Genomic DNA, 18430 nt, shown 5'->3' on the forward strand with positions numbered 1-18430 from the left:
TAATCTGGACTTAACGAGAGATGCGGTTACTGGCCCGGTAAAGAAGCGTTCTGGTGCGAGCGCAGCCGGTATGACCGGTCGGGCAGCTTACGCGGCTTCGATATTCGGCCGCTTGGAGACGACAAAGAATGGCGACAAAGGAAAAGGAAGAGGTCGAGACCGAACGTGAAGGCGCCACCGATGGCCCTCTGCTCGACCTTTCCGATGATGCTGTCAAGAAGATGATCAAGGCCGCCAAGAAGCGCGGCTATGTGACCATGGACGAGCTGAACTCGGTGCTGCCTTCGGAGGAAGTGACCTCCGAGCAGATCGAGGACACGATGGCCATGCTCTCCGACATGGGCATCAACGTCGTCGAGGACGACGAGCAGGGCGAGGAGGCCGAGGGCGCCGACGCCGGCGGCGATTCGGAAGAGGACGCCAACGAGCTTGCCGAGCAGACCGGCACTGCCGTCGCCACCACGACCACCAAGAAGGAGCCGACCGACCGCACCGACGATCCGGTGCGCATGTATCTGCGCGAGATGGGCTCGGTCGAGCTTCTGTCGCGCGAGGGCGAAATCGCGATCGCCAAGCGCATCGAGGCTGGCCGCGAGACGATGATCGCGGGCCTGTGCGAAAGCCCGCTGACCTTCCAGGCCATCATCATCTGGCGCGACGAGCTCAACGAATCGAAAATCCTGCTGCGCGAGATCATCGACCTCGAGGCGACCTATGCCGGCCCCGAGGCCAAGCAGGCGCCGGTCGTCGAACGCGTCGAGGAAGCGCCCAAGCCCGAGGAAAAGCCGCGCGGCCGCGCGGCCGCGCGCGACGAAGAAGACGACATCACCAATGTCGGCGCGGACACGCGCGGGCTGGAGGAAGAAGAAGACGACGAGGACGAGGCAAGCCTGTCGCTCGCCGCGATGGAAGCGGAACTGCGCCCGCAGGTGATGGAGACGCTCGACGTCATCGCCGACACCTATAAGAAGCTGCGCAAGCTGCAGGACCAGCAGGTCGAGAACCGTCTCGCCGCCGCAGGTACGCTTTCGCCCAGCCAGGACCGCCGGCTGAAGGAGCTGAAGGACCAGCTCATCAAGGCGGTGAAGTCGCTGTCGCTCAACACCGCGCGCATCGAGGCACTGGTCGAGCAGCTCTACGACATCAACAAGCGCCTGGTGCAGAATGAAGGCAGGCTGCTTCGGCTTGCCGAAAGCTACGGCGTGCGCCGCGAGGAATTCCTCAGGGAGTACCAGGGCTCGGAGCTCGATCCGAACTGGACACGCTCGATCGCCAATCTGACGTCGCGCGGCTGGAAGGAATTCACCAAGAACGAGAAGGACGCGATCAAGGAGCTGCGCGCCGAGATCCAGAGCCTCGCCACCGAGACGGCGATCTCGATCCTGGAATTCCGCAAGATCGTCAACCAGGTGCAGAAGGGCGAGCGCGAGGCGGCTATCGCCAAGAAGGAAATGGTCGAGGCGAACCTGCGCCTCGTCATCTCTATCGCCAAGAAATACACCAACCGCGGCCTGCAGTTCCTCGACCTGATCCAGGAAGGCAATATCGGCCTGATGAAGGCGGTCGACAAATTCGAGTATCGCCGCGGCTACAAGTTCTCGACCTACGCGACGTGGTGGATCCGGCAGGCGATCACCCGTTCGATCGCCGACCAGGCGCGCACCATCCGTATCCCGGTGCACATGATCGAGACGATCAACAAGATCGTGCGCACTTCGCGCCAGATGCTGCACGAGATCGGCCGCGAGCCGACGCCGGAGGAATTGGCCGAGAAGCTTGCCATGCCGCTGGAAAAGGTGCGCAAGGTGCTGAAGATCGCCAAGGAGCCGATCTCGCTCGAAACGCCGGTCGGCGACGAGGAGGATTCGCATCTCGGCGACTTCATCGAGGACAAGATGGCGATCCTGCCGATCGACGCGGCGATCCAGGCCAATCTGCGCGAGACGACGACCCGCGTGCTTGCTTCCCTGACGCCCCGCGAGGAGCGCGTGCTCAGAATGCGCTTCGGTATCGGCATGAACACCGACCATACGCTGGAAGAGGTCGGCCAGCAGTTCTCGGTCACCCGCGAGCGTATCCGCCAGATCGAGGCCAAGGCGCTGCGCAAGCTCAAGCATCCGAGCCGGTCGCGGAAGCTCAGAAGCTTCCTCGACAGCTGATCGGCATGATCAGTCCAGCAATTTGAAAGGGCGCCTCGGGCGCCCTTTTGCGTTTCCAGCCCATCGCAATGCCGCCTTGCCGGGGCTACCCGACAGGAGGATACTTTCGCGGTCGGATGCATTTGTGGGCGACAAGCCGGATGGGCGCCCCGGCGCCGGCCGCAACGGCCAGGCGCCTGCTCCGTGGACCCGGTAGGAGGTGTTGCCATGACGACCTACATCATGCTCATCAACTGGACCGAGCAAGGTGCCAAGAATGTCCGCGAGTCGCCGAAGCGGCTCGACGCCGCCAAGAAGCAGCTGAGCGAGATGGGCGGCTCGTTCAAGGCCTTCTATCTGACCATGGGCGAGTGCGATATGGTGGCCGTGGTCGAGGCGCCCGACGATGCGGTGCTCGCCCGTTTCGCGCTGATGCTGTCGTCGGGCGGCAGCGTTCGAACGCGCACGCTCAAGGCCTTTCCGGAGTTCGCCTATCGCGAGATCATCAGCTCGCTAGGATAGGACGCTGTTATCCGCACCGGCGGAGTTGCGGAGCGCGGCGGCGCGTCCGATAGTCCTGCCATGCCCGTGCCGCTCCTGACAGTCTGGTACAACACACGCTGCCCTGTCTGCGACGCCGGCATCAGCCGCCAGAAGCGGCGGCTGATCGAGGCGGTCAAGGCGGGCCGCATCGAATTCCGCGACATCAATTTCGAACCGTCCATCCTTTCCGCATTCGGCGCTTCGCTGGAGGACATCCGCCGCCGGCTGCATGCCACCGATGCCGAGGGCAGACTGCTGGTCGGCGCCGACGTGGCGATCGCGGTCTGGCGCATGACGCCGGGCGAAAGCTGGCTGGCGGCGCTCTTCGGCAACCCGATCGCGCTGCCGTTGACGCGCTTTGCCTATGACCGCTTCGCCGATCTTCTCTACGCCTGGAACCGCAGCAAGGGCCGCTGGTAGCCGGCGCACTTCAACCAAGGAAAGCCTGGAAAGCATGGAGCGCGCTCCATGCCTTTCCGGGCGTCGGTCACCTGGCCGCCGGCTCGCACAGCCAGCCGACGATGCGGCGCACCATGGGAAGCACCAGAAGCAGGGTCGGAAACGCCACCAGCCAGGACAGACCCCAGGCGGTCAGCCAGATTGCGGGCAGGTTGGAGTGAAGGCCGAGGCTCTTCAGCGTGGAGATGAAGGAGACGATGAAGGTCATCAAAAGCGACAGCACCAGCGGGCTGACGACGGCATAGCGCGCAGGCAGCTTCCTGCGCCGATTTCTTCCAGTCATTGGGGATTTTCCCGAAACGTCGGTCCGTCGCATTGGCATCCTCTTGCCGGTTTTTTCGGCACATGCCCGGAGGGACCGGGGTGGATGCGTTGCTTGACGTCAGACGCTTACGGAGCGGTCGGCGACCCTCGATCGCGTTCTAGCGGCTGGCTCTCGTGAAATCAATCCGGCTGGCGGCACTTTCAGATACATCGTAAGATATATCTTGACTCAGTGAGGGTTGCGACCTAATTAAGATATATCGTAAGACATAACTCAAGGAGCAATCCATGCACAGACACAGCCATTTCGGCGAGCGCATGTTCATGCACATGGCGGGCCGTTTCGGCGGCCGCGGCGGCGGCTTCGGGCCGTTCGGTCACGGCATGCGCGGCGGCGGGCGCGGCGGGCCGGGCGACATGTTCCGGGCCGGCCGCATGCTGGCCGACGGCGATCTCAAGCTGATCACGCTGTCGCTTCTGGCCGAGGCGCCGCGGCACGGCTACGACATCATCAAGGCCCTGGAGGAACGCACCAGCGGCATCTACAGCCCGAGCCCGGGCGTGGTCTATCCGACGCTGACTTTCCTCGAGGAGGCGGGCTATGCCGTCTCGTCCAGCGAGGGCAACAAGAAGGTGTTTTCGATCACCGAGGCGGGCAGGGCGCATCTCGAGGAAAACCGCGAGATGATCGATCACGTGCTCGACCACCTCGAGCGCTTCGGCCGCAAGATGGCCAAGGCGCGCGACTGGTTCGGCTGGAGTGACGACAGCGAGGATGGCGGCCGGCGCGGCCGGCATGAAAAGCGCGACCGGTTCCGCGCGCTGCGCCACCGGCTGCGCGCCGCGCTCAGCGATATCGTCGACGCGCCGGAAGACAAACAGGCCGAGGCGATCAGCATCCTGGAAGACGCCGCCGCGGCGCTCGAGGCCTTGTCGCACAGCTGAGCCGAGCCGGCTCGGGGCGTCTATTGCCCGCCAAGCCAACGACCGCTACTGAAAATCGTCCTGCAACACGCTATGTGATGCAGGACGATTGCCGTTGGAGGATACTGAAATGTCTTTTCTGAAACGTCTTTTCGGCGGCGGTGGCGGCGAGGCGACAGAGCCCCGAGCCGCGAAGCCGGCAAAGCAGGTCGAGCACAAGGGATTCCTGATCAGCGCCACGCCCTACAAGGCCGACGGCCAATACCAGACCTGCGGCGTCGTCTCGAAGGAAGTGGATGGCGTGATGAAGGAGCACCGCTTCATCCGAGCCGACCGTTTCGCCGGGTTGGACGATGCCGTCGACATCTCGATCAAGAAGGGCATCCAACTCGTCGACGAGCAGGGCGAGAGGATGTTTGGATAGCCGGCGGCCGGATGGCCGCGATTCCGGTTCCGATCAGAACGAGACCTTGTCTCCGCCCTTGAGCTGCAGGATCTGGCGCGCCTCGTCGGGCGTGGCGATCGAGGCGCCGAGGCCTTCGATGATCTGGCGGACCTTGGTCACCTGTTCGGCGCTTGAGCGGGCGAGCTTGCTCTTGGCGATCCATAGCGAGTCCTCCAGGCCGACCCGCACATTGCCGCCGAGCGCGATCGCCTGCGTGGCGATCGGCAACTGATGGCGGCCGGCGCCCAGCACCGACCAGTGATAGTCGTTGCCGAACAGGCGGTCGGCGGTGCGCTTCATATGGGCGACGTCTTCCGGGTGGGTGCCGATGCCGCCTAGGATGCCGAACACGCTCTGGACGAAGAACGGCGCCTTCACCAGCCCGCGGTCGACGAAATGCGCCAGCGTGTAGAGATGGCCGATATCGTAGCACTCGATCTCGAAGCGCGTGCCGTTGTCGGCGCAGGTGCGCAATATGTGCTCGATGTCGCCGAAAGTGTTGCGGAAGATCCGGTCGCGCGAGCTTTCGAGATAGGGCCGCTCCCAGTCGTGCTCGAAGGTCTTGAACCGCTCAAGCATCGGAAACAGCGCGAAATTCATCGACCCCATGTTGAGCGACGCGACCTCGGGCGCGAAAACCTTCGCCGGCCTGACGCGTTCTTCCACGCTCATGGTCGCGGCACCGCCGGTGGTGATGTTGATGACGCAGTTGGAGCGCTGCTTGATGACCTGCAGGAAAGGCGCGAATGCCTCCGTCGACTGATCGGGGCGCCCGTCGACCGGATTGCGGGCATGGAGGTGGACGATCGCAGCGCCGGCCTCGGCCGCCTCGATGGCCGCGGTCGCGATCTCTTCCGCCGTCACCGGCAGATGCGGCGACATCGACGGGGTGTGGATCGATCCCGTGACCGCGCAGGTGATGATGATCTTGTTCTGGTTCGCCACGTTTCCGATGCCCTGCTTCGATAGCAGAGCAGCGTAGTCGGCAGCGTCGCCAGTGTCAGCCCCGTTGAACAGCAAAAAGGCAGGCCCCCGTGGGTGCCTGCCTTCTTGATTTCCGAGAGGAATGCTACGCGGCGGCGGCCTGGTTCGCATTGGCCGCGGCGGCGATCGCGTCGACCTTGGCGGTTGCCTTGGCGAGCGCGGCGGCAACCGCGTCAGCGCCCATGCCGACGCCTTCGACACGGATGACTTCCACATCGGTCATGCCCAGGAAGCCGAGCACGCCGCGCAGATAGGGGATGGCGTGGTCCATCTGGACCGCGGCGCCTTCGGAATAGATGCCGCCTGAAGCGAGCACGATATAGACCTTCTTGCCGCTGACGAGACCCTTCGGGCCGCCTTCGCCATAGGAGAAGGTCTTGCCGGAGCGGGCAATATGGTCGACCCACGACTTCAGCGTCGAGGAGATACCGAAATTGATGAAGCCGGTGGCGAGGATGACAGTGTCTGCGGCGAACAACTCGTCCAGCGCGGCGTCGGATACGCTGACGACCTCGGCCTGGCGCGCGGTGCGCGCCTCGACGGGCGTATAGATGCCGGTCGAGTAGTCGGGATCGATGTGCGGCAACGGGTTGGCAACGAGGTCGCGCACGACCAGCCTAGCCGATGGATCGGCGGCAAGCAGTTTTTGCGCGAGATCGGTGGCGACGTGAGTGGAATGCGAAGCGGCGCCGCGCGGGCTGGAGGTAACAAGCAGAATAGACATGGCGGTGTCCCCTTGGGGTTGGATTGAACTTTCCCCACCAATATGGGATTGCCGATCCATCAGCAAAACTGCTATAATTTGTATGGTATCCATCTATAAAATGGATTGATAATGCAGCCAAATCCGACGCTCGACCAGCTTCAGATCCTGGTGGCGGTGGCCGAAACGGGCAGTTTCTCGGCCGCCGGGCGCAAGCTCAACCGTGCGCAATCGGTGATCAGCTACGGTATCGCCAATCTCGAAGCGCAGCTTGGGCTGAAGCTGTTCGAACGCGAAGGCACGCGCGAACCGCAATTGACCGAGATCGGCCGCGCGATGCTGGAGGATGCGCGGCGCATGATCGGCGTGCTGCAGCGCATCCGTTCGCGGGTCGACGGGCACCATCAGGGGTTGGAGGCCGAAGTCGCGCTCTCGGTCGATGCAACGCTGCCCTCGCCGGTACTGGTTCGGGTGCTGAAGGCGTTCGAGGCGCAGTTTCCAGCCGTGATGCTGCGCCTGCATATCGGCTCGCTCGGCGTGATCCCCGATCATGTCGTCAGCGGGCAGGCCGATCTCGGCATAGGCGGGCTGCTGGGCGAGGTCGACGTCCGCCTCGTGCGCATCGGCTTCATGTCGATAGTGCTGGCTGCTGCGCCCAGTCACCCGCTGGCGCTGTTGCCAAAGCCGGTGGCGATCGAGGATGTGCGCGAACATACCCAGCTGGTCGTCAGCGACCAGTCCGAGCGCACCAAGGGGCGCGACTTTGGCGTCTTCGCCTACCGCACCTGGCGGCTGACGGATCCGCGTACCAAGCATACGTTGATGCGCGAAGGGCTGGGCTGGGGCGGGCTGCCGCGTTGGTTGATTGCCGATGATCTGGCCAGCGGCCGGCTGGTGGAACTCGACCTTGAGCCCTATCGCGAGGTGCGCTCGTCGCTTTATGCCATGCACCGCAACGATCGTAGCCCGAAGCCGGTGGCTGCCTGGCTGATCGACCAGTTCAAACGGCAGCTCGGCTGCTTCAACGAGATGGAGCCGGGCGCGTGGACGGAGGAGGAGCCGGAGACAAGCCGTCCATGAGCGCCAGCAGAACGGTCCGATAGTCCATCGCCGATGCGCCGGCCTCAATGGCCAAAGCCGCCCGATCGAAGGCGGCGGCCAGCAGGGCGGTCAGCGCTTCGGCCGGCAGCTTGATCACCGACTGCGCGCGCATAGCCGCGACCAGACCCTCGCGCAGCGAGCGGTTGCCGTGGCGGTTGTCGATCTCGTCCATGGCGGCGCGACCGAGCACGGCCGGTCCATCGATCAGCAACATCCGGGTGCGGCCGGGCTCGCGCATGGCAGCAAGATAGGCATCGGAGCCGGCGATGAGCGCCTCTCGCGCGGACAGAGAGTCCGGGGACGCGTGATCGACTTCGGCGGCGACCATCGCGGCCTCCTGCTCGACCACGGCGGCGAACAGCGCCTGCTTGTCGGCAAAGTGATGGTAGAGCGCCCCGCGCGTGACGCCTGCGGTGGCGACGATCTCCGGCGTGCCGGTCTCGGCATAGGATTTTTCGGTGAACAGCTTTCGTGCCGCCCGGATCAGGTCGGCGCGCGTCGCCTCGGTGCGATCGCGGTTGGAGCGGCGCGTGGTTTCTTGTTGCATACATACAGCCTGTATGTTAATTGCATTTACATGCAGACTGTATGTTATGTAGCAGGAGAAGAAAAGATGAGGACGACGAGCTATTATCCGGTGCTGATGACGGGCGATGTCGCCGGCACGGCAGCCTTTTACGTCGGGCATTTTCGCTTCAAGCCGCTGTTTGCGAGCGACTGGTATGTGCATCTCCAATCGGCAGAGGATCGTCGCGTCAATCTCGGCATCGTCCAGGGCGACCACGAGACGATCCCGGAGGAGGGACGGGGACGCACGTCCGGCCTGCTGATCAATTTCGAGGTCCGCGATCCCGACGCGGTCTATGAGCGTGTCGTCGCCGCCGGCCTGCCGATCCTGTCCCCGCTGCGCGACGAGCCTTTCGGTCAGCGCCACTTCATCACCAAGGATCCGAACGGCGTGCTGATCGACGTCATCAAGCCGATCCCGCTCAGCCTCGAATTTCGGGCGCAATTTGTCGAAGGATCGTCCGCATTCAGCGATTCATAGAATCGCCGAACCGCTCTAAGTATCTGTTTTTACGCAATTCCGGACGAAAAACCGTTACACACTTTTCCTGGAATTGCTCTAGGGAATGGCGATGACGGCCGCCTAGCCGTTCCGCGCCACCGGCGTTACGACCACCTGGCTGACGCCGCTGCGGCGCACGACGGTGCAGAGCGTGTCGCGGCCGATGCGTTCGGCATCGAGCATGCGCACCAGGTCATCGACGCCGGTGACAGGCCGGCCGTCGATGGCCGCGATGATGTCGCCCTCCTTCAGCCCGGCCTTGGCGGCGGGACCGTTCCTCTCGACGCTGCGCAGGCGCACCGCGGTGTTGGTGGTCACCTGCGACAAGAGTGCCGCACGGCGCGGCAGGTTGGTCGTATCGGCGGAGACGCCGATGAAGGCGCGGCGCACGCGGCCGAAGCGGATGATCTCGGAGATGACGAAGTTGGCGGTGTTGGAGGCGACCGCGAAGGCAATGCCCTGCGCGCCGTGGATCATGGCCGTGTTGACGCCGATCACCTCGCCGGCCGAGGACACCAGCGGCCCGCCGGAATTGCCGGGGTTCAGGGCGGCATCCGTCTGGATGACGTCGTCGATCAGCCGGCCGGTCGAGGCGCGCATCGAGCGGCCGAGCGCCGAGACGACGCCGGCGGTGACCGTCCATTCGAAGCCCAGCGGATTGCCGATCGCGATCGCGATCTGGCCGCGTCTGAGGCGTTTGGAATCACCGAGCGGCGCGACGTCGGCGAAGCTGCCGTCGGCGCGCACCAGCGCAATGTCGGTGTCGGGGTCGCGGCCAAGCACGTGACCCTCGCGGGCGGCGCCATCCGGCATCGTGACGCGCACGGCGCGCGCGTCGCCGACGACATGGAAGTTGGTGACGACCAGCCCGTCCTGCGCGATCACGAAGCCGGAACCGTGGCCGCCGGCGCCGATGCGCTCGATGCGGCAGACGGCCGGGCCGATACGATCGACCGCGTCGGCGACGGATGACGAATAGGCATCGAGCAAGGTGTCGTCGGATGGAATTTTTTCGGCCGCTAACGCCATCGGTGTGTTCCCATGTGATCTTGCGGAATGATGACTATATGTGCGGAGCGGGCACGACCGCCGCGACCTGACCATGTGGCCAGTCAGGCCGGCCACTAGCCGTCAGGCGAGTACCCCCGACGGCGCTGCGGAGCGATATCTGGGTTACCGAACCCAGGAGATATTCTTATGAGCATCAATCTCAGTGCCTTTTCCGATGCGATCGCCGATGTCGCGGCCGCCGCCGCTCCGGCAGTGGCGAGTTTCGTCACGCATCACCACCGCACCGCGAGCGCCTTCCATTGGCGCGACGGCTTCTTTGTCGCCGCCGAGGAAGCGGTCGAGGCCGGCGAGGAGGTCGAGCTGACGCTGGCCTCGGGTGAAACCGTCAAGGCCGAGCTCGTCGGCCGCGATCCGTCGACGGGCGTTGCCCTGCTGAAGCCAGCATCCGCCGTTGCCAGTCTGCCGCAACTGCCTCAAGGTGCCGCAGTGCGCCCCGGCCATGTGGCGATCGCCGTCGGCAACAGCGAGGGAGCAGCGCTTGCCGTGTTGGGCACGGTCGGCGAAGTCGGGCCGGCATGGCGCTCGATGCGCGGCGGCACGATCGATCGGCGCATCAACCTCGCCATCAACACCGGGGGCCGCTTCGAGGGCGGTCCGGTGCTCGACGCCAAGGGAGGTCTGATCGGCATGCTGCTGTTCGGGCCGCGCCGGCGGGCGCTCGTCATGCCCTACGAGACCATCGAGCGCGCGGTGGCGACGCTGCGCGAGAAAGGCCATGTCGCGCGCGGCTATCTCGGCGCCGGGCTGCATCCGATCCGCAACGGCGACACGCGGGGCGCCATGGTGATGAGCCTCGACGACAGCGGCCCGGCGAAAGCCGCCGGTCTGCATGTCGGCGACATCATCGTCGCCTGGAACGGCGAGGCGGTGCACGGACCGCGCGAGCTGATCCGCAGGCTCGGGCCGGACAGCGCCGGCACGGCCGTGACGCTCGGCATCCTGAGCGGCGGTGTTCAGCGCGACGTTTCGATCACCATCGGCGAAAAACCGCTGAGCTGAGAGGGGCTATGGCAACCAGCGCAGCGCAGACGATCGCGAGACCGGAGCCGGCGACCCACCGGCTGACGGCGCTGATCGCGCTCGGCGACGCCGGCCGCGCCGAGCAGCTGGCCGACGCGCTTGCGGCGAGCGACGACCTGCTGCCGGTGATTGCCGGAAGCAGCGTGGGTCAAACGGCGGATGTCGCGTTGGTCGACGAGGCTGCCTTGGAAAGCCGCGCCGTGAGCCCGGCAACGCCCAGCGTGCTGCTCTCGCGGCGCGCCGGCCACGAACGGTCGGCCGGCAATGTGTTTGCGACGCTGCCTGCCTCTGCCGACTGCCTGCTGATTGCAGCCGCTTTGCGGCTGGCGGCGTCCGGCTATCGCATCAGCAGGGCAGGGCAGTCAGAGGCACATGGCGATTTCCACGGCGAACTTTCCGAGGACGAGGCGACCGACGACAACCAGGTCCGCGCGGCGTTGTCGCCGCGCGAGGCGGAAGTCCTGGCGCTGCTGGCGGAAGGCGCCCCCAACAAGGTGATCGCCCGGCGGCTCAACATTTCCGTCCATACGGCGAAGTTCCATGTCGCCGCGATCCTGATCAAGCTTGGCGCCGCCAACCGCACCGATGCCATCGCCACAGCGATGCGACAAGGACTGGTGCTGGTATAGACTTCGCCGGCGCCGGATTTCAGGACGACGCAGCGTAATCTCGTTCAGGCGCCTGGGGCCTTGCGCCACAGCTATCCGCCGCGCAAGTTGCCTCCTTCGTTGATGAGGGAGGCGAGGATGTCGCTCAAGGGAAAGACGCTGTTCATCTCGGGCGGGTCGCGCGGCATTGGGCTGGCGATCGCGCTGCGCGCGGCGCGCGACGGGGCCAATGTGACGATCGCGGCCAAGACCGCCGAGCCGCATCCGAAGCTGCCGGGCACGATCTACAGCGCGGCCGAAGAGATCGAGCAGGCCGGCGGCAAGGCGCTGCCGGTGCTGTGCGACATCCGCGAGGAGGCGCAGGTGGCCGACGCGGTGGCGAAAACCGTGGAGCGGTTCGGCGGCATCGACATCTGCGTCAACAATGCCAGCGCCATCCAGCTCACCGGCACGCTGGAGACCGACATGAAGCGCTACGATCTGATGCACCAGATCAACACGCGCGGCACGTTTCTGGTGTCCAAAATGTGCATTGCGCATCTGAAGTTGGCGAAGAATCCTCATATTCTGAATCTGGCGCCGCCGCTCGACATGAAGGCCAAATGGTTCAAGAACCATGTCGCCTACACCATGGCCAAGTTCGGCATGTCGATGTGCACGCTCGGCATGAGCGCCGAGTTCGCCGGAGCCGGCATCGCCGTCAATTCGCTGTGGCCGATCTCGACCATCGACACGGCTGCCGTGCGCAATCTCTTGGGCGGCGCGACGGTGGCGGCGATGAGCCGCTCGCCCGACATCATGGCCGATGCGGCGCACGCGATCTTCCTGCGGCCGTCACGCCAGGCGACCGGCAATTTCTACATCGACGAGGAGGTGCTTCGCGCCGAAGGCGTCACGGATTTTTCGGTCTATGCGCCTGGCGGAACTGATCAGCTCGCATGTGATTTTTTCGTTCCCGACGAGGTGTTCGCGAACTCGCAGACGAAGGTCAAGAGGATCTACTGACGAGCCGCAAACGTCTCACTCGGCCTGCGCCTTCTTGCCCTTCGCCAGCGCCATCACCCGGTCGATATAGGCCAGCATAAGCGCCGAGAAGACGAAGGCCAGATGCATGACGGTCAGCCACATGAGCTGATCGCTTGTGTAGGAGGCGTGGTTGAGGAAGACCTGAAGCAGGTGGATGGAGGAGATCGCGACGATGGTCGAGGCGACCTTGACCTTCAGCGAGCCGACGTCGATCGTGCCGAGCCAATGGACCTCGCCGTCCTGCGCGTCGAAGCGGCTGACGAAATTCTCGTAGCCCGAAATGATCACCATCACCACCAGCGAGGCGACAAGGGCGGCGTCGATCAGGCCAAGCATCTTCAGGATCGTATCGGTGTCGCCGAGCGTGAAAACGCTCATCACGAACTCGTAGAGCTTCTTGCCGAAGGACAGCGCGTAGGTCGCGAGCGCCAGGCCGAGCCCCAGATAGAAGGCGACCAGCAGCCAGCGCGAGGCAAGGATGACGGATTCGATGGCGAGTTCGAGTCGCTTCATGGCGTGTTCCGGGCTGGTTTCGCTTTGATCACTTGTCTTTACGCAATTCCGGACGGAAAACAGCTGCGCACTTTTCCTGGAATTGCTCTGCGGGGTCGGTCCGTATTTCGGGCAGGCGGCCCCTGTTTTCAAGGCAAAAAAGCCCCGCCGGAGAGGGGGCGCCGGCGGGGCTCATGTGTCCCGCTGGAGTCGGGACAGGGCAGGGAACGCCCTGACTGGAATCTGGGCGCCGCAATGCGGCGATTCAATGAGCGCGGCAGGGCAAGCGGGACAATTCTTCTTCACTTTTCAAGAATAAGGCCCATCCGGATCCGGACGGGCCTCCTCTTCTCGCTCTGATTCCGAAAATCGGCTCAGGATTTTGAAATCATTGCTCGTTGTTGCTCGCCACCGGCGCCACCAGCGAGGTGATGCGGCGGATGGCGACACGGCGGTTCTCGCGGTTCGGGCCGGGCGTGTTCACCTTGAGGTACTCCTCGCCATAGCCCTGTGTCGTGAGGTTTTCGGCGGGGATGCCGAACGCGTTGGTCAACGCCTCGGCGACCGCCTCGGCACGCCGGTCCGACAGCGCGAGGTTGGCGTCGGGCGTGCCGACGGCGTCGGTATGGCCCTCGATCAGGAAGGTTTCCGCCGGGTTCTTCTTCAGAAGCTTTTCCATGGCGGTGGCCACGCCTTCGAGCTTCTGCACTTCGGTGTCGGAGATCGTGGCCGAGCCGAAGTCGAAGTTCAGCGTGTCGAGATCGATGCGGCGGGCGATGTCGCGCACCCGGGCCGAGCGCTTGACCTCGTCGATCGAGTAGAGGCGCTGGACCCTCTCCACCGGCGGCTGTTCGAGGAAGGTGTAGTACTCATCCGGATCCTCGACTTCCTCCGAATCCAGGATGTAGTCCCGGCGCGGAATGTCGAGCCGCATGGGCGGCAGGTCGTCGCCCGGATCGCGCCAGTCGTCGACGTCCTGGTAGTACCGCTCGTCGACATAGCTCAGCACATATTCGCGCCCGTCCGGCATGATGCGCGAACGCTGGACGACATCGCCATTGCGGTTGCGGATGGTGACGATCCTGACGCCGTTGTCGCGTTCCACGATTTCGCGGGTGCGGCCACGCGGCAGATCCTCGTAATAGACATCCCTGGCGCCGCGGGTGATGCGAGGCGCCTCGTTGCTTTCGACGATCGTCTGGTTGTTGAACTGGACGATCACGCGGTCGCCGAACTGCTTGACCACGTCCGCGCCCTGCGGCCGGCGGCGATCGCGCACCACCTGCTCGGGCGTAAGCTCGATCCGCTTGCCCTTTTCTTCCGTTACCGGAACAATCTTCTCGGGCGCGATTGCCTGCTGCGCCGCCTTGTCGTCGGTGGGCGGCGGTCCTTGGTCGACCGGCGCCGGCTTCGGGGCCTGAGCCTGTTCGCCAGTCTGCTGTTGGGTCTGGTTGCCAGTTTGGCCGGTGCCGCCTTGCTCAACGCCGGCCTGGCCGTTCTCGGTCTGGCCGGTCGGCTGGCGGCCCTTGCGCTTGCGCACCACATCCTTCTGGCTGTCGAAGAGGGGGGCCTCGTTCGCATTGGCAGGGGCTTCGCCCTGTGCGGCGGCGCCGGCATTCGCGCCGCCTTGGGCCGGCTGCTCGCCGGTAGCAGGCTGGCCGCCAGTCGTTGCCTGGCCTTCGCCGGAGGGCTGCTTGGTCGAAGGTTGCTCTCCCGTCACCGCTTGACCGGTGCCGGGCTGCTCACCGAAGGCCTTCTTGCGCTTCTTCGTCTTGTCCAGCGGCTGTTCGCCCTCGGCCGGTGCAGCCTGCTGATTGTTCTGCTGCGGTTCGGCCTGCTGCGCCGGCTCGCCTGCAGGGGCTTCGGTCTTCGGCGCCTGCTCGGTCGGGGCGGTTTCAGTCTGTTGCTGCTGATCGCGCTTCTTCTTGCGCAGCTTGTCCTGCGGCAAGTTGTCGTTGGCGGGCGCCGCCTGCTCGGCTGGCTGCTCGGCCGGCGCGGTCTCGGTCTGTTGCTGCTGGTTGCGCTTCTTCTTGCGCGGCTGGAGCTGCTGCTCGTCGGCCGCGGGCTGGCCGCCCTGATCGGCCGGCGCCGCCTCGATCTGCTGCTGCTGGTCGCGTTTCTTCTTGCGCGGCTGGAGCTGCTGCTCGTCGGCCGCGGGCTGGCCGCCCTGATCGGCCGGCGCCGCCTCGATCTGCTGCTGCTGGTCGCGCTTCTTCTTGCGCGGCTGGAGCTGCTGCTCGTCGGCCGCAGGCTGGCCGCCCTGATCAGCTGGCGCCGCCTCGATCTGCTGCTGCTGGTCGCGCTTCTTCTTGCGCGGCTGGAGCTGCTGCTCGGCCGGCGCTGCCTGCTCGGCCTGGCCGGTATCCATCTGCTGCTGGTCCTGCCGCTTCCGGCGCGGCTTCTGCTCGGGCTCGGCGGGCTGCTCGGCCGGGGCCGATTCCGTCTGCTGTTGCTGCTCGCGTTTCTTTCTCTTCGGCTGCTGGGCTTCCCCCTGCTGGCCGCCTTGCGCACACTCCTCCGCCGACTGGCCTTCGGCGCAGTTCGACTGCGCCAGGATAAGCAGCGCTCCCCGCGAGGCGCCGAAATCGGCTTGCAGCGGATACGCGCCCAACGGCGCGGATGCCATAAGCAGGCCGATTGCCGTACCCGCCAGAATCCGTGGTTGGCGTTTCATATCAATTTTCTCCTAGTAGGGTCCCATCCCTGCCCAAACTTTCATCAACCACAATTGGTTCCGTCAGGCATTGGCGGCAGCCAAGGATGCCCGGCCGGCCTTTTGAAGGCAATTTCGTGTTTTTCTAATGTTGATACTGGGTCAGTGCGACAGCAACGCTTGACCGGAAGGCCCCGGAGGGCCAAATCCAGCCGCATGACGGCACCGTTCTGGAAAACCAAGACGCTCGAGGCGATGACCCCGGCCGAGTGGGAATCACTCTGCGACGGCTGCGGCAAATGCTGCCTGTCCAAGCTCGAGGACGAGGATACGGGCGAAATCTTTTGGACGAGCGTGGGTTGCCGGCTCTTCGATGCCGAGAAATGCCTTTGCTCCGACTATGCCAACCGGCTGGCGCGCGTGCCCGATTGCGTCGGGCTGACGCCGCAGAACGTGCGCACCATCACCTGGCTGCCCAAGACCTGCGCCTACCGGCTGGTGGCCGAGGGACACGATCTCTATTGGTGGCACAGGCTGGTTTCGGGAAGCGCGGAGACCGTGCATGAGGCCGGTATTTCGATCCGCGGCCGGGTGAAGGCCAAGGAAACCGATCTGGCCGAGCCGGACGACTATTTCGACTATATACTGGACGACGAACCGTGAGGGCTCGCATTTTGACGACGAACCCTGAAGGGTTCGCGTCTTGATGACGGACTTTAAGGGGAACCGGGCGCAGCCGTGGCGCGTTTCCGGCTCCGGATTTTGAAGTGAACGGGGATGGATCAGCGAGGACTTTGCCTTTCCTTTCACATGAACCGGGCATGAACGGCCGGTTCGCGGAAAGTTCAGACACGAAGTGGCATTTTGCAATCATTGGTTCGCCAATCATCAATTCAGGGGCCAGGGGCCCACAACAAGGAGAAGACGATGTTCAACCAGATCAAGACGGCAGCCCTTTTCGCCCTTGTCGGCCTCGGCACGCTCGGCGCCATCCCGGCGGCGCACGCGGACAGCCTCTATCTCGGCTTCGGCAACGGCCCTGATCCCCGTTTCGGCGTCTACACCGGCGAAGATGATGACGGCTATTATCGTCGCGATCGCGAATGGCGCCGCCGCGGCTGCTCGCCGGACCGCGCGCTCGACAAGGCTGAGCGCATGGGCCTGCATCGCGTCCGCATCGTCGACATCGACCGGCGCACGGTGAAGGTCGCCGGCCGCCAGTATGGCGACCGCGTGGTGGTGGTCTTCGCCAACGAGCGCGGCTGCCCGATCATCTATCGCTAAGGCCCGGGCATGACCTTCTGGGAAGGTCAGCCCCGAGGATGATCCTCTGAGGATCACCTATCAGTAGCGGAGCCCCTTCGGTGAGAAGCGCGCGGCTCGAAAAAACCCCGGAGGATCGATCCTCCGGGGTTTTTGCTGTCGGATTCCGAAACACCGGTCGGGCCGAGATCACTTCAGCTCGAACGTGACGGTGACCTGGACGGAGTAGGAGTTCTCGCCGGCCTGCACGGGCACGGCGGCGCGGGCGGCATCGAAGGCCTTGGCGTTCATCGGCATCGGCACCGGCGCGACATTCTGGTCGGTGATCTCGATCACCCTGCCGAGGCTGACGCCGGCGGCCTCGGCGAGCGTCTTGGCCTTGGCGATCGCATCCGCAACCGCCTTCTTGCGCGCCTCGACGATGGCGGCTTTCGGATTGTCATTGGTGAAGGCGATGCCGCCGCCTTGGTTGACGCCGAGCGACACCGCCTTGTCGAGGACGTCGCCGGTCTTGTCGACGTCGCGCACGCGCACCGACAGCGTGTTCGTCACCTGGTAGGCGACGAGCTCGGCTTCCTGGCTGCCGTCCGCCTTGTTGGTGTAGTTGTAGCGCGGGTTGATCTGGATGCCTGCCGTCTGCAGGTCGCGATCGGCGATGCCGGCCGATTTCATCGCCGCGATCACCGCCGCCATGGCGTCGTTGTTGGCATCGAGCGCGGCGCGCGCCGTCTTGGCCTCGCGCATGACGCTGAGCGTCAGCATTGCCATGTCCGGCGCCACGGTCGCTTCACCTTCGCCAGAAACGACGATGCGGGGTGGAGGCGGCGAATCGGCCGCGCTTGCAAATGCCGGAAACGCGAGCGCTGCGGCGAGCGCCACGGGCAAAAGATGTCTGGTCATCGAAATCTCCTCGGTCTGCGAACCAGTCGCGTTTTGGCAACTAGAGCGCGAATATGGGCTGATTTGGGCGGGCGTGGCCGGCGCCTTCGGAAAGCCTTGTGTCGCGAGGCGAAAAACACTAAGCCAGCCCGCGTGGGGCCTGTAGCTCAATGGTTAGAGCCGGCGGCTCATAACCGCTTGGTTGGGGGTTCGAGTCCCTCCGGGCCCACCATTCAGTCTGCCAGTTTTGGCGTGCTTTCGATCGTCTCAGGATAGTGTCGTCAATTCCGTGGGTTAGCGAGGCCTTGGCGGCAACGCTTGGCGGAGACGCCCCTTTCAGGCCCAGAAGGGCTCGATTTCCGGGATCCGTCTCTGCGGGGCCATTTCCGTGGCCAACTGTTTGGAAAAGCGATGCTCGGCTGATGGTTGGAATCAGAGGCCGAGGAGGACAACCTGATCGGACCAGGCGAAAGGAAGGCCGGACAGGCGCGACAACCGATGGGCTGTGAGCTCGACTGGCTGGTTGCCGGCGATGATCCTTGAGACGATCTTTGGGGAGAGAAACGCCAGTGGGAGGAGCCTGCCTACCTCAGAGGCTGGAGTCGCGTTCAAGCTGGCAATCTCTGTCAGGCTTCGGCCAAATCCATCGGTTAGGTGTTTAGTCCCGGCATTTGATGGATTGGATCGAGCCTGAAGCGTTCAGGGTCCTTTGTCCAGCATTTGCAGATGTATTCGTAGGGGGTTAGCCCCGTCAGTGTCTTAAGCCGGCGCCCGAAGTTGTAAGCGTC

20 protein-coding genes, 1 tRNA gene and 1 pseudogene are annotated in these 18430 nt (G+C 64.5%); 13 read left to right on the plus strand and 9 right to left on the minus strand.

Features of this window, described 5'->3' with window-relative positions; genetic code table 11:
* Positions 1-128: 128 nt before the first annotated feature.
* The 3 genes from rpoD (at position 129) to EN874_RS28620 (ending at position 3101) form a co-directional block, all read left to right on the plus strand.
* Positions 129-2159 carry an RNA polymerase sigma factor RpoD gene (gene rpoD, locus EN874_RS28610; protein WP_127428060.1) on the plus strand — a complete coding sequence of 677 codons (2031 nt, stop codon included), beginning with the start codon at positions 129-131 and terminating at the stop codon, positions 2157-2159.
* Positions 2160-2366: 207 nt separating this feature from the next.
* The gene (locus EN874_RS28615) at positions 2367-2660 is read left to right on the plus strand and encodes a GYD domain-containing protein (RefSeq protein ID WP_126088150.1); all 294 of its coding nucleotides are present in this window, start codon (positions 2367-2369) and stop codon (positions 2658-2660) included.
* Positions 2661-2720: 60 nt separating this feature from the next.
* A complete protein-coding gene (locus tag EN874_RS28620; RefSeq protein ID WP_127428061.1) occupies positions 2721-3101 on the plus strand; it encodes a DCC1-like thiol-disulfide oxidoreductase family protein in 381 nt (126 codons plus the stop codon).
* Between the two features lie 67 nt (positions 3102-3168).
* Here EN874_RS28620 and EN874_RS28625 read toward each other — a convergent pair whose 3' ends face one another.
* Positions 3169-3423, minus strand: a complete 255-nt coding sequence (locus EN874_RS28625; RefSeq protein ID WP_127428062.1) for a DUF2798 domain-containing protein — start codon at positions 3421-3423, stop codon at positions 3169-3171.
* Positions 3424-3692: 269 nt separating this feature from the next.
* On the opposite strand from EN874_RS28625, the gene EN874_RS28630 reads away from it, so the two are divergent.
* Together EN874_RS28630 and EN874_RS28635 are read left to right on the plus strand one after the other, a co-directional pair.
* Entirely contained in the window at positions 3693-4349 is a 657-nt protein-coding gene (locus EN874_RS28630) for a PadR family transcriptional regulator (protein ID WP_127428063.1), read from the plus strand.
* Between the two features lie 109 nt (positions 4350-4458).
* Complete coding sequence (locus EN874_RS28635) at positions 4459-4752, plus strand: HlyU family transcriptional regulator (RefSeq protein WP_127428064.1); 294 nt, start codon at positions 4459-4461, stop codon at positions 4750-4752.
* 33 nt (positions 4753-4785) lie between these two features.
* Here the strand turns inward: EN874_RS28635 and EN874_RS28640 are convergent, their stop codons facing one another.
* Together EN874_RS28640 and EN874_RS28645 are read right to left on the minus strand one after the other, a co-directional pair.
* Entirely contained in the window at positions 4786-5718 is a 933-nt protein-coding gene (locus EN874_RS28640; protein ID WP_127428065.1) for a 3-keto-5-aminohexanoate cleavage protein, read from the minus strand.
* 124 nt (positions 5719-5842) lie between these two features.
* Complete coding sequence (locus EN874_RS28645; RefSeq protein ID WP_126088157.1) at positions 5843-6481, minus strand: FMN-dependent NADH-azoreductase; 639 nt, start codon at positions 6479-6481, stop codon at positions 5843-5845.
* A 111-nt stretch (positions 6482-6592) separates the two neighbouring features.
* On the opposite strand from EN874_RS28645, the gene EN874_RS28650 reads away from it, so the two are divergent.
* Positions 6593-7540, plus strand: coding sequence for a LysR family transcriptional regulator (locus tag EN874_RS28650; RefSeq protein WP_127428066.1), 948 nt, complete (start codon positions 6593-6595; stop codon positions 7538-7540).
* On the opposite strand, the gene EN874_RS28655 is transcribed toward EN874_RS28650, so the two are convergent.
* Positions 7482-8108, minus strand: a complete 627-nt coding sequence (locus EN874_RS28655; RefSeq protein WP_127428067.1) for a TetR/AcrR family transcriptional regulator — start codon at positions 8106-8108, stop codon at positions 7482-7484. The genes EN874_RS28650 and EN874_RS28655 overlap by 59 nt on opposite strands.
* Positions 8109-8174: 66 nt before the next feature.
* Between EN874_RS28655 and EN874_RS28660 the strand changes: the two genes are divergently transcribed.
* Positions 8175-8609 carry a VOC family protein gene (locus EN874_RS28660; protein WP_127428068.1) on the plus strand — a complete coding sequence of 145 codons (435 nt, stop codon included), beginning with the start codon at positions 8175-8177 and terminating at the stop codon, positions 8607-8609.
* Between the two features lie 102 nt (positions 8610-8711).
* Here the strand turns inward: EN874_RS28660 and EN874_RS28665 are convergent, their stop codons facing one another.
* A complete protein-coding gene (locus tag EN874_RS28665; RefSeq protein WP_127428069.1) occupies positions 8712-9659 on the minus strand; it encodes a trypsin-like peptidase domain-containing protein in 948 nt (315 codons plus the stop codon).
* A 168-nt stretch (positions 9660-9827) separates the two neighbouring features.
* On the opposite strand from EN874_RS28665, the gene EN874_RS28670 reads away from it, so the two are divergent.
* From EN874_RS28670 to EN874_RS28680, 3 genes are all read left to right on the plus strand, one after another.
* On the plus strand, positions 9828-10700 hold the full coding sequence (locus EN874_RS28670) for a S1C family serine protease (protein WP_127428070.1): 873 nt from the start codon (positions 9828-9830) through the stop codon (positions 10698-10700).
* Positions 10701-10708: 8 nt separating this feature from the next.
* A complete protein-coding gene (locus EN874_RS28675; protein WP_127428071.1) occupies positions 10709-11350 on the plus strand; it encodes a LuxR C-terminal-related transcriptional regulator in 642 nt (213 codons plus the stop codon).
* Positions 11351-11467: 117 nt separating this feature from the next.
* Positions 11468-12334 (plus strand): NAD(P)-dependent oxidoreductase, encoded by an 867-nt coding sequence (locus EN874_RS28680; protein ID WP_127428072.1) that lies wholly within the window; start codon positions 11468-11470, stop codon positions 12332-12334.
* A gap of 15 nt (positions 12335-12349) precedes the next feature.
* Here the strand turns inward: EN874_RS28680 and EN874_RS28685 are convergent, their stop codons facing one another.
* Both EN874_RS28685 and EN874_RS28690 read right to left on the minus strand, forming a co-directional pair.
* On the minus strand, positions 12350-12868 hold the full coding sequence (locus EN874_RS28685) for a TIGR00645 family protein (protein ID WP_127428073.1): 519 nt from the start codon (positions 12866-12868) through the stop codon (positions 12350-12352).
* Positions 12869-13235: 367 nt separating this feature from the next.
* On the minus strand, positions 13236-15521 hold the full coding sequence (locus EN874_RS28690) for an OmpA family protein (RefSeq protein ID WP_135882250.1): 2286 nt from the start codon (positions 15519-15521) through the stop codon (positions 13236-13238).
* Positions 15522-15716: 195 nt separating this feature from the next.
* Here EN874_RS28690 and EN874_RS28695 point away from each other — a divergent pair, with 195 nt between their 5' ends.
* Positions 15717-16163 (plus strand): YcgN family cysteine cluster protein, encoded by a 447-nt coding sequence (locus tag EN874_RS28695; RefSeq protein WP_127428075.1) that lies wholly within the window; start codon positions 15717-15719, stop codon positions 16161-16163.
* 264 nt (positions 16164-16427) lie between these two features.
* The gene (locus tag EN874_RS28700; RefSeq protein ID WP_127428076.1) at positions 16428-16784 is read left to right on the plus strand and encodes a hypothetical protein; all 357 of its coding nucleotides are present in this window, start codon (positions 16428-16430) and stop codon (positions 16782-16784) included.
* A 168-nt stretch (positions 16785-16952) separates the two neighbouring features.
* Here EN874_RS28700 and EN874_RS28705 read toward each other — a convergent pair whose 3' ends face one another.
* A complete protein-coding gene (locus EN874_RS28705) occupies positions 16953-17663 on the minus strand; it encodes an SIMPL domain-containing protein (protein ID WP_127428077.1) in 711 nt (236 codons plus the stop codon).
* Positions 17664-17798: 135 nt separating this feature from the next.
* On the opposite strand from EN874_RS28705, the gene EN874_RS28710 reads away from it, so the two are divergent.
* Positions 17799-17874: transfer RNA gene (locus tag EN874_RS28710), tRNA-Ile, on the plus strand.
* A 418-nt stretch (positions 17875-18292) separates the two neighbouring features.
* Here EN874_RS28710 and EN874_RS28720 read toward each other — a convergent pair.
* A pseudogene (locus EN874_RS28720) lies at positions 18293-18430 on the minus strand (IS481 family transposase); the annotation flags it as partial.

Origin of the sequence: Mesorhizobium sp. M1D.F.Ca.ET.231.01.1.1 (genome assembly GCF_003999155.2) — a bacterium.
Classification (GTDB): Bacteria; Pseudomonadota; Alphaproteobacteria; order Rhizobiales; family Rhizobiaceae; genus Mesorhizobium.

Excerpts from the sequence above, each read along its gene's own strand:
- rpoD (WP_127428060.1), top strand. The coding sequence starts at position 129 with ATGGCGACAAAGGAAAAGGAAGAGGTCGAGACCGAACGTGAAGGCGCC.
- EN874_RS28615 (WP_126088150.1), top strand. The coding sequence starts at position 2,367 with ATGACGACCTACATCATGCTCATCAACTGGACCGAGCAAGGTGCCAAG.
- EN874_RS28620 (WP_127428061.1), top strand. The coding sequence starts at position 2,721 with ATGCCCGTGCCGCTCCTGACAGTCTGGTACAACACACGCTGCCCTGTC.
- EN874_RS28625 (WP_127428062.1), bottom strand. The coding sequence starts at position 3,423 with ATGACTGGAAGAAATCGGCGCAGGAAGCTGCCTGCGCGCTATGCCGTC.
- EN874_RS28630 (WP_127428063.1), top strand. The coding sequence starts at position 3,693 with ATGCACAGACACAGCCATTTCGGCGAGCGCATGTTCATGCACATGGCG.
- EN874_RS28635 (WP_127428064.1), top strand. The coding sequence starts at position 4,459 with ATGTCTTTTCTGAAACGTCTTTTCGGCGGCGGTGGCGGCGAGGCGACA.
- EN874_RS28645 (WP_126088157.1), bottom strand. The coding sequence starts at position 6,481 with ATGTCTATTCTGCTTGTTACCTCCAGCCCGCGCGGCGCCGCTTCGCAT.
- EN874_RS28650 (WP_127428066.1), top strand. The coding sequence starts at position 6,593 with ATGCAGCCAAATCCGACGCTCGACCAGCTTCAGATCCTGGTGGCGGTG.
- EN874_RS28655 (WP_127428067.1), bottom strand. The coding sequence starts at position 8,108 with ATGCAACAAGAAACCACGCGCCGCTCCAACCGCGATCGCACCGAGGCG.
- EN874_RS28660 (WP_127428068.1), top strand. The coding sequence starts at position 8,175 with ATGAGGACGACGAGCTATTATCCGGTGCTGATGACGGGCGATGTCGCC.
- EN874_RS28665 (WP_127428069.1), bottom strand. The coding sequence starts at position 9,659 with ATGGCGTTAGCGGCCGAAAAAATTCCATCCGACGACACCTTGCTCGAT.
- EN874_RS28670 (WP_127428070.1), top strand. The coding sequence starts at position 9,828 with ATGAGCATCAATCTCAGTGCCTTTTCCGATGCGATCGCCGATGTCGCG.
- EN874_RS28675 (WP_127428071.1), top strand. The coding sequence starts at position 10,709 with ATGGCAACCAGCGCAGCGCAGACGATCGCGAGACCGGAGCCGGCGACC.
- EN874_RS28680 (WP_127428072.1), top strand. The coding sequence starts at position 11,468 with ATGTCGCTCAAGGGAAAGACGCTGTTCATCTCGGGCGGGTCGCGCGGC.
- EN874_RS28685 (WP_127428073.1), bottom strand. The coding sequence starts at position 12,868 with ATGAAGCGACTCGAACTCGCCATCGAATCCGTCATCCTTGCCTCGCGC.
- EN874_RS28690 (WP_135882250.1), bottom strand. The coding sequence starts at position 15,521 with ATGAAACGCCAACCACGGATTCTGGCGGGTACGGCAATCGGCCTGCTT.
- EN874_RS28695 (WP_127428075.1), top strand. The coding sequence starts at position 15,717 with ATGACGGCACCGTTCTGGAAAACCAAGACGCTCGAGGCGATGACCCCG.
- EN874_RS28700 (WP_127428076.1), top strand. The coding sequence starts at position 16,428 with ATGTTCAACCAGATCAAGACGGCAGCCCTTTTCGCCCTTGTCGGCCTC.
- EN874_RS28705 (WP_127428077.1), bottom strand. The coding sequence starts at position 17,663 with ATGACCAGACATCTTTTGCCCGTGGCGCTCGCCGCAGCGCTCGCGTTT.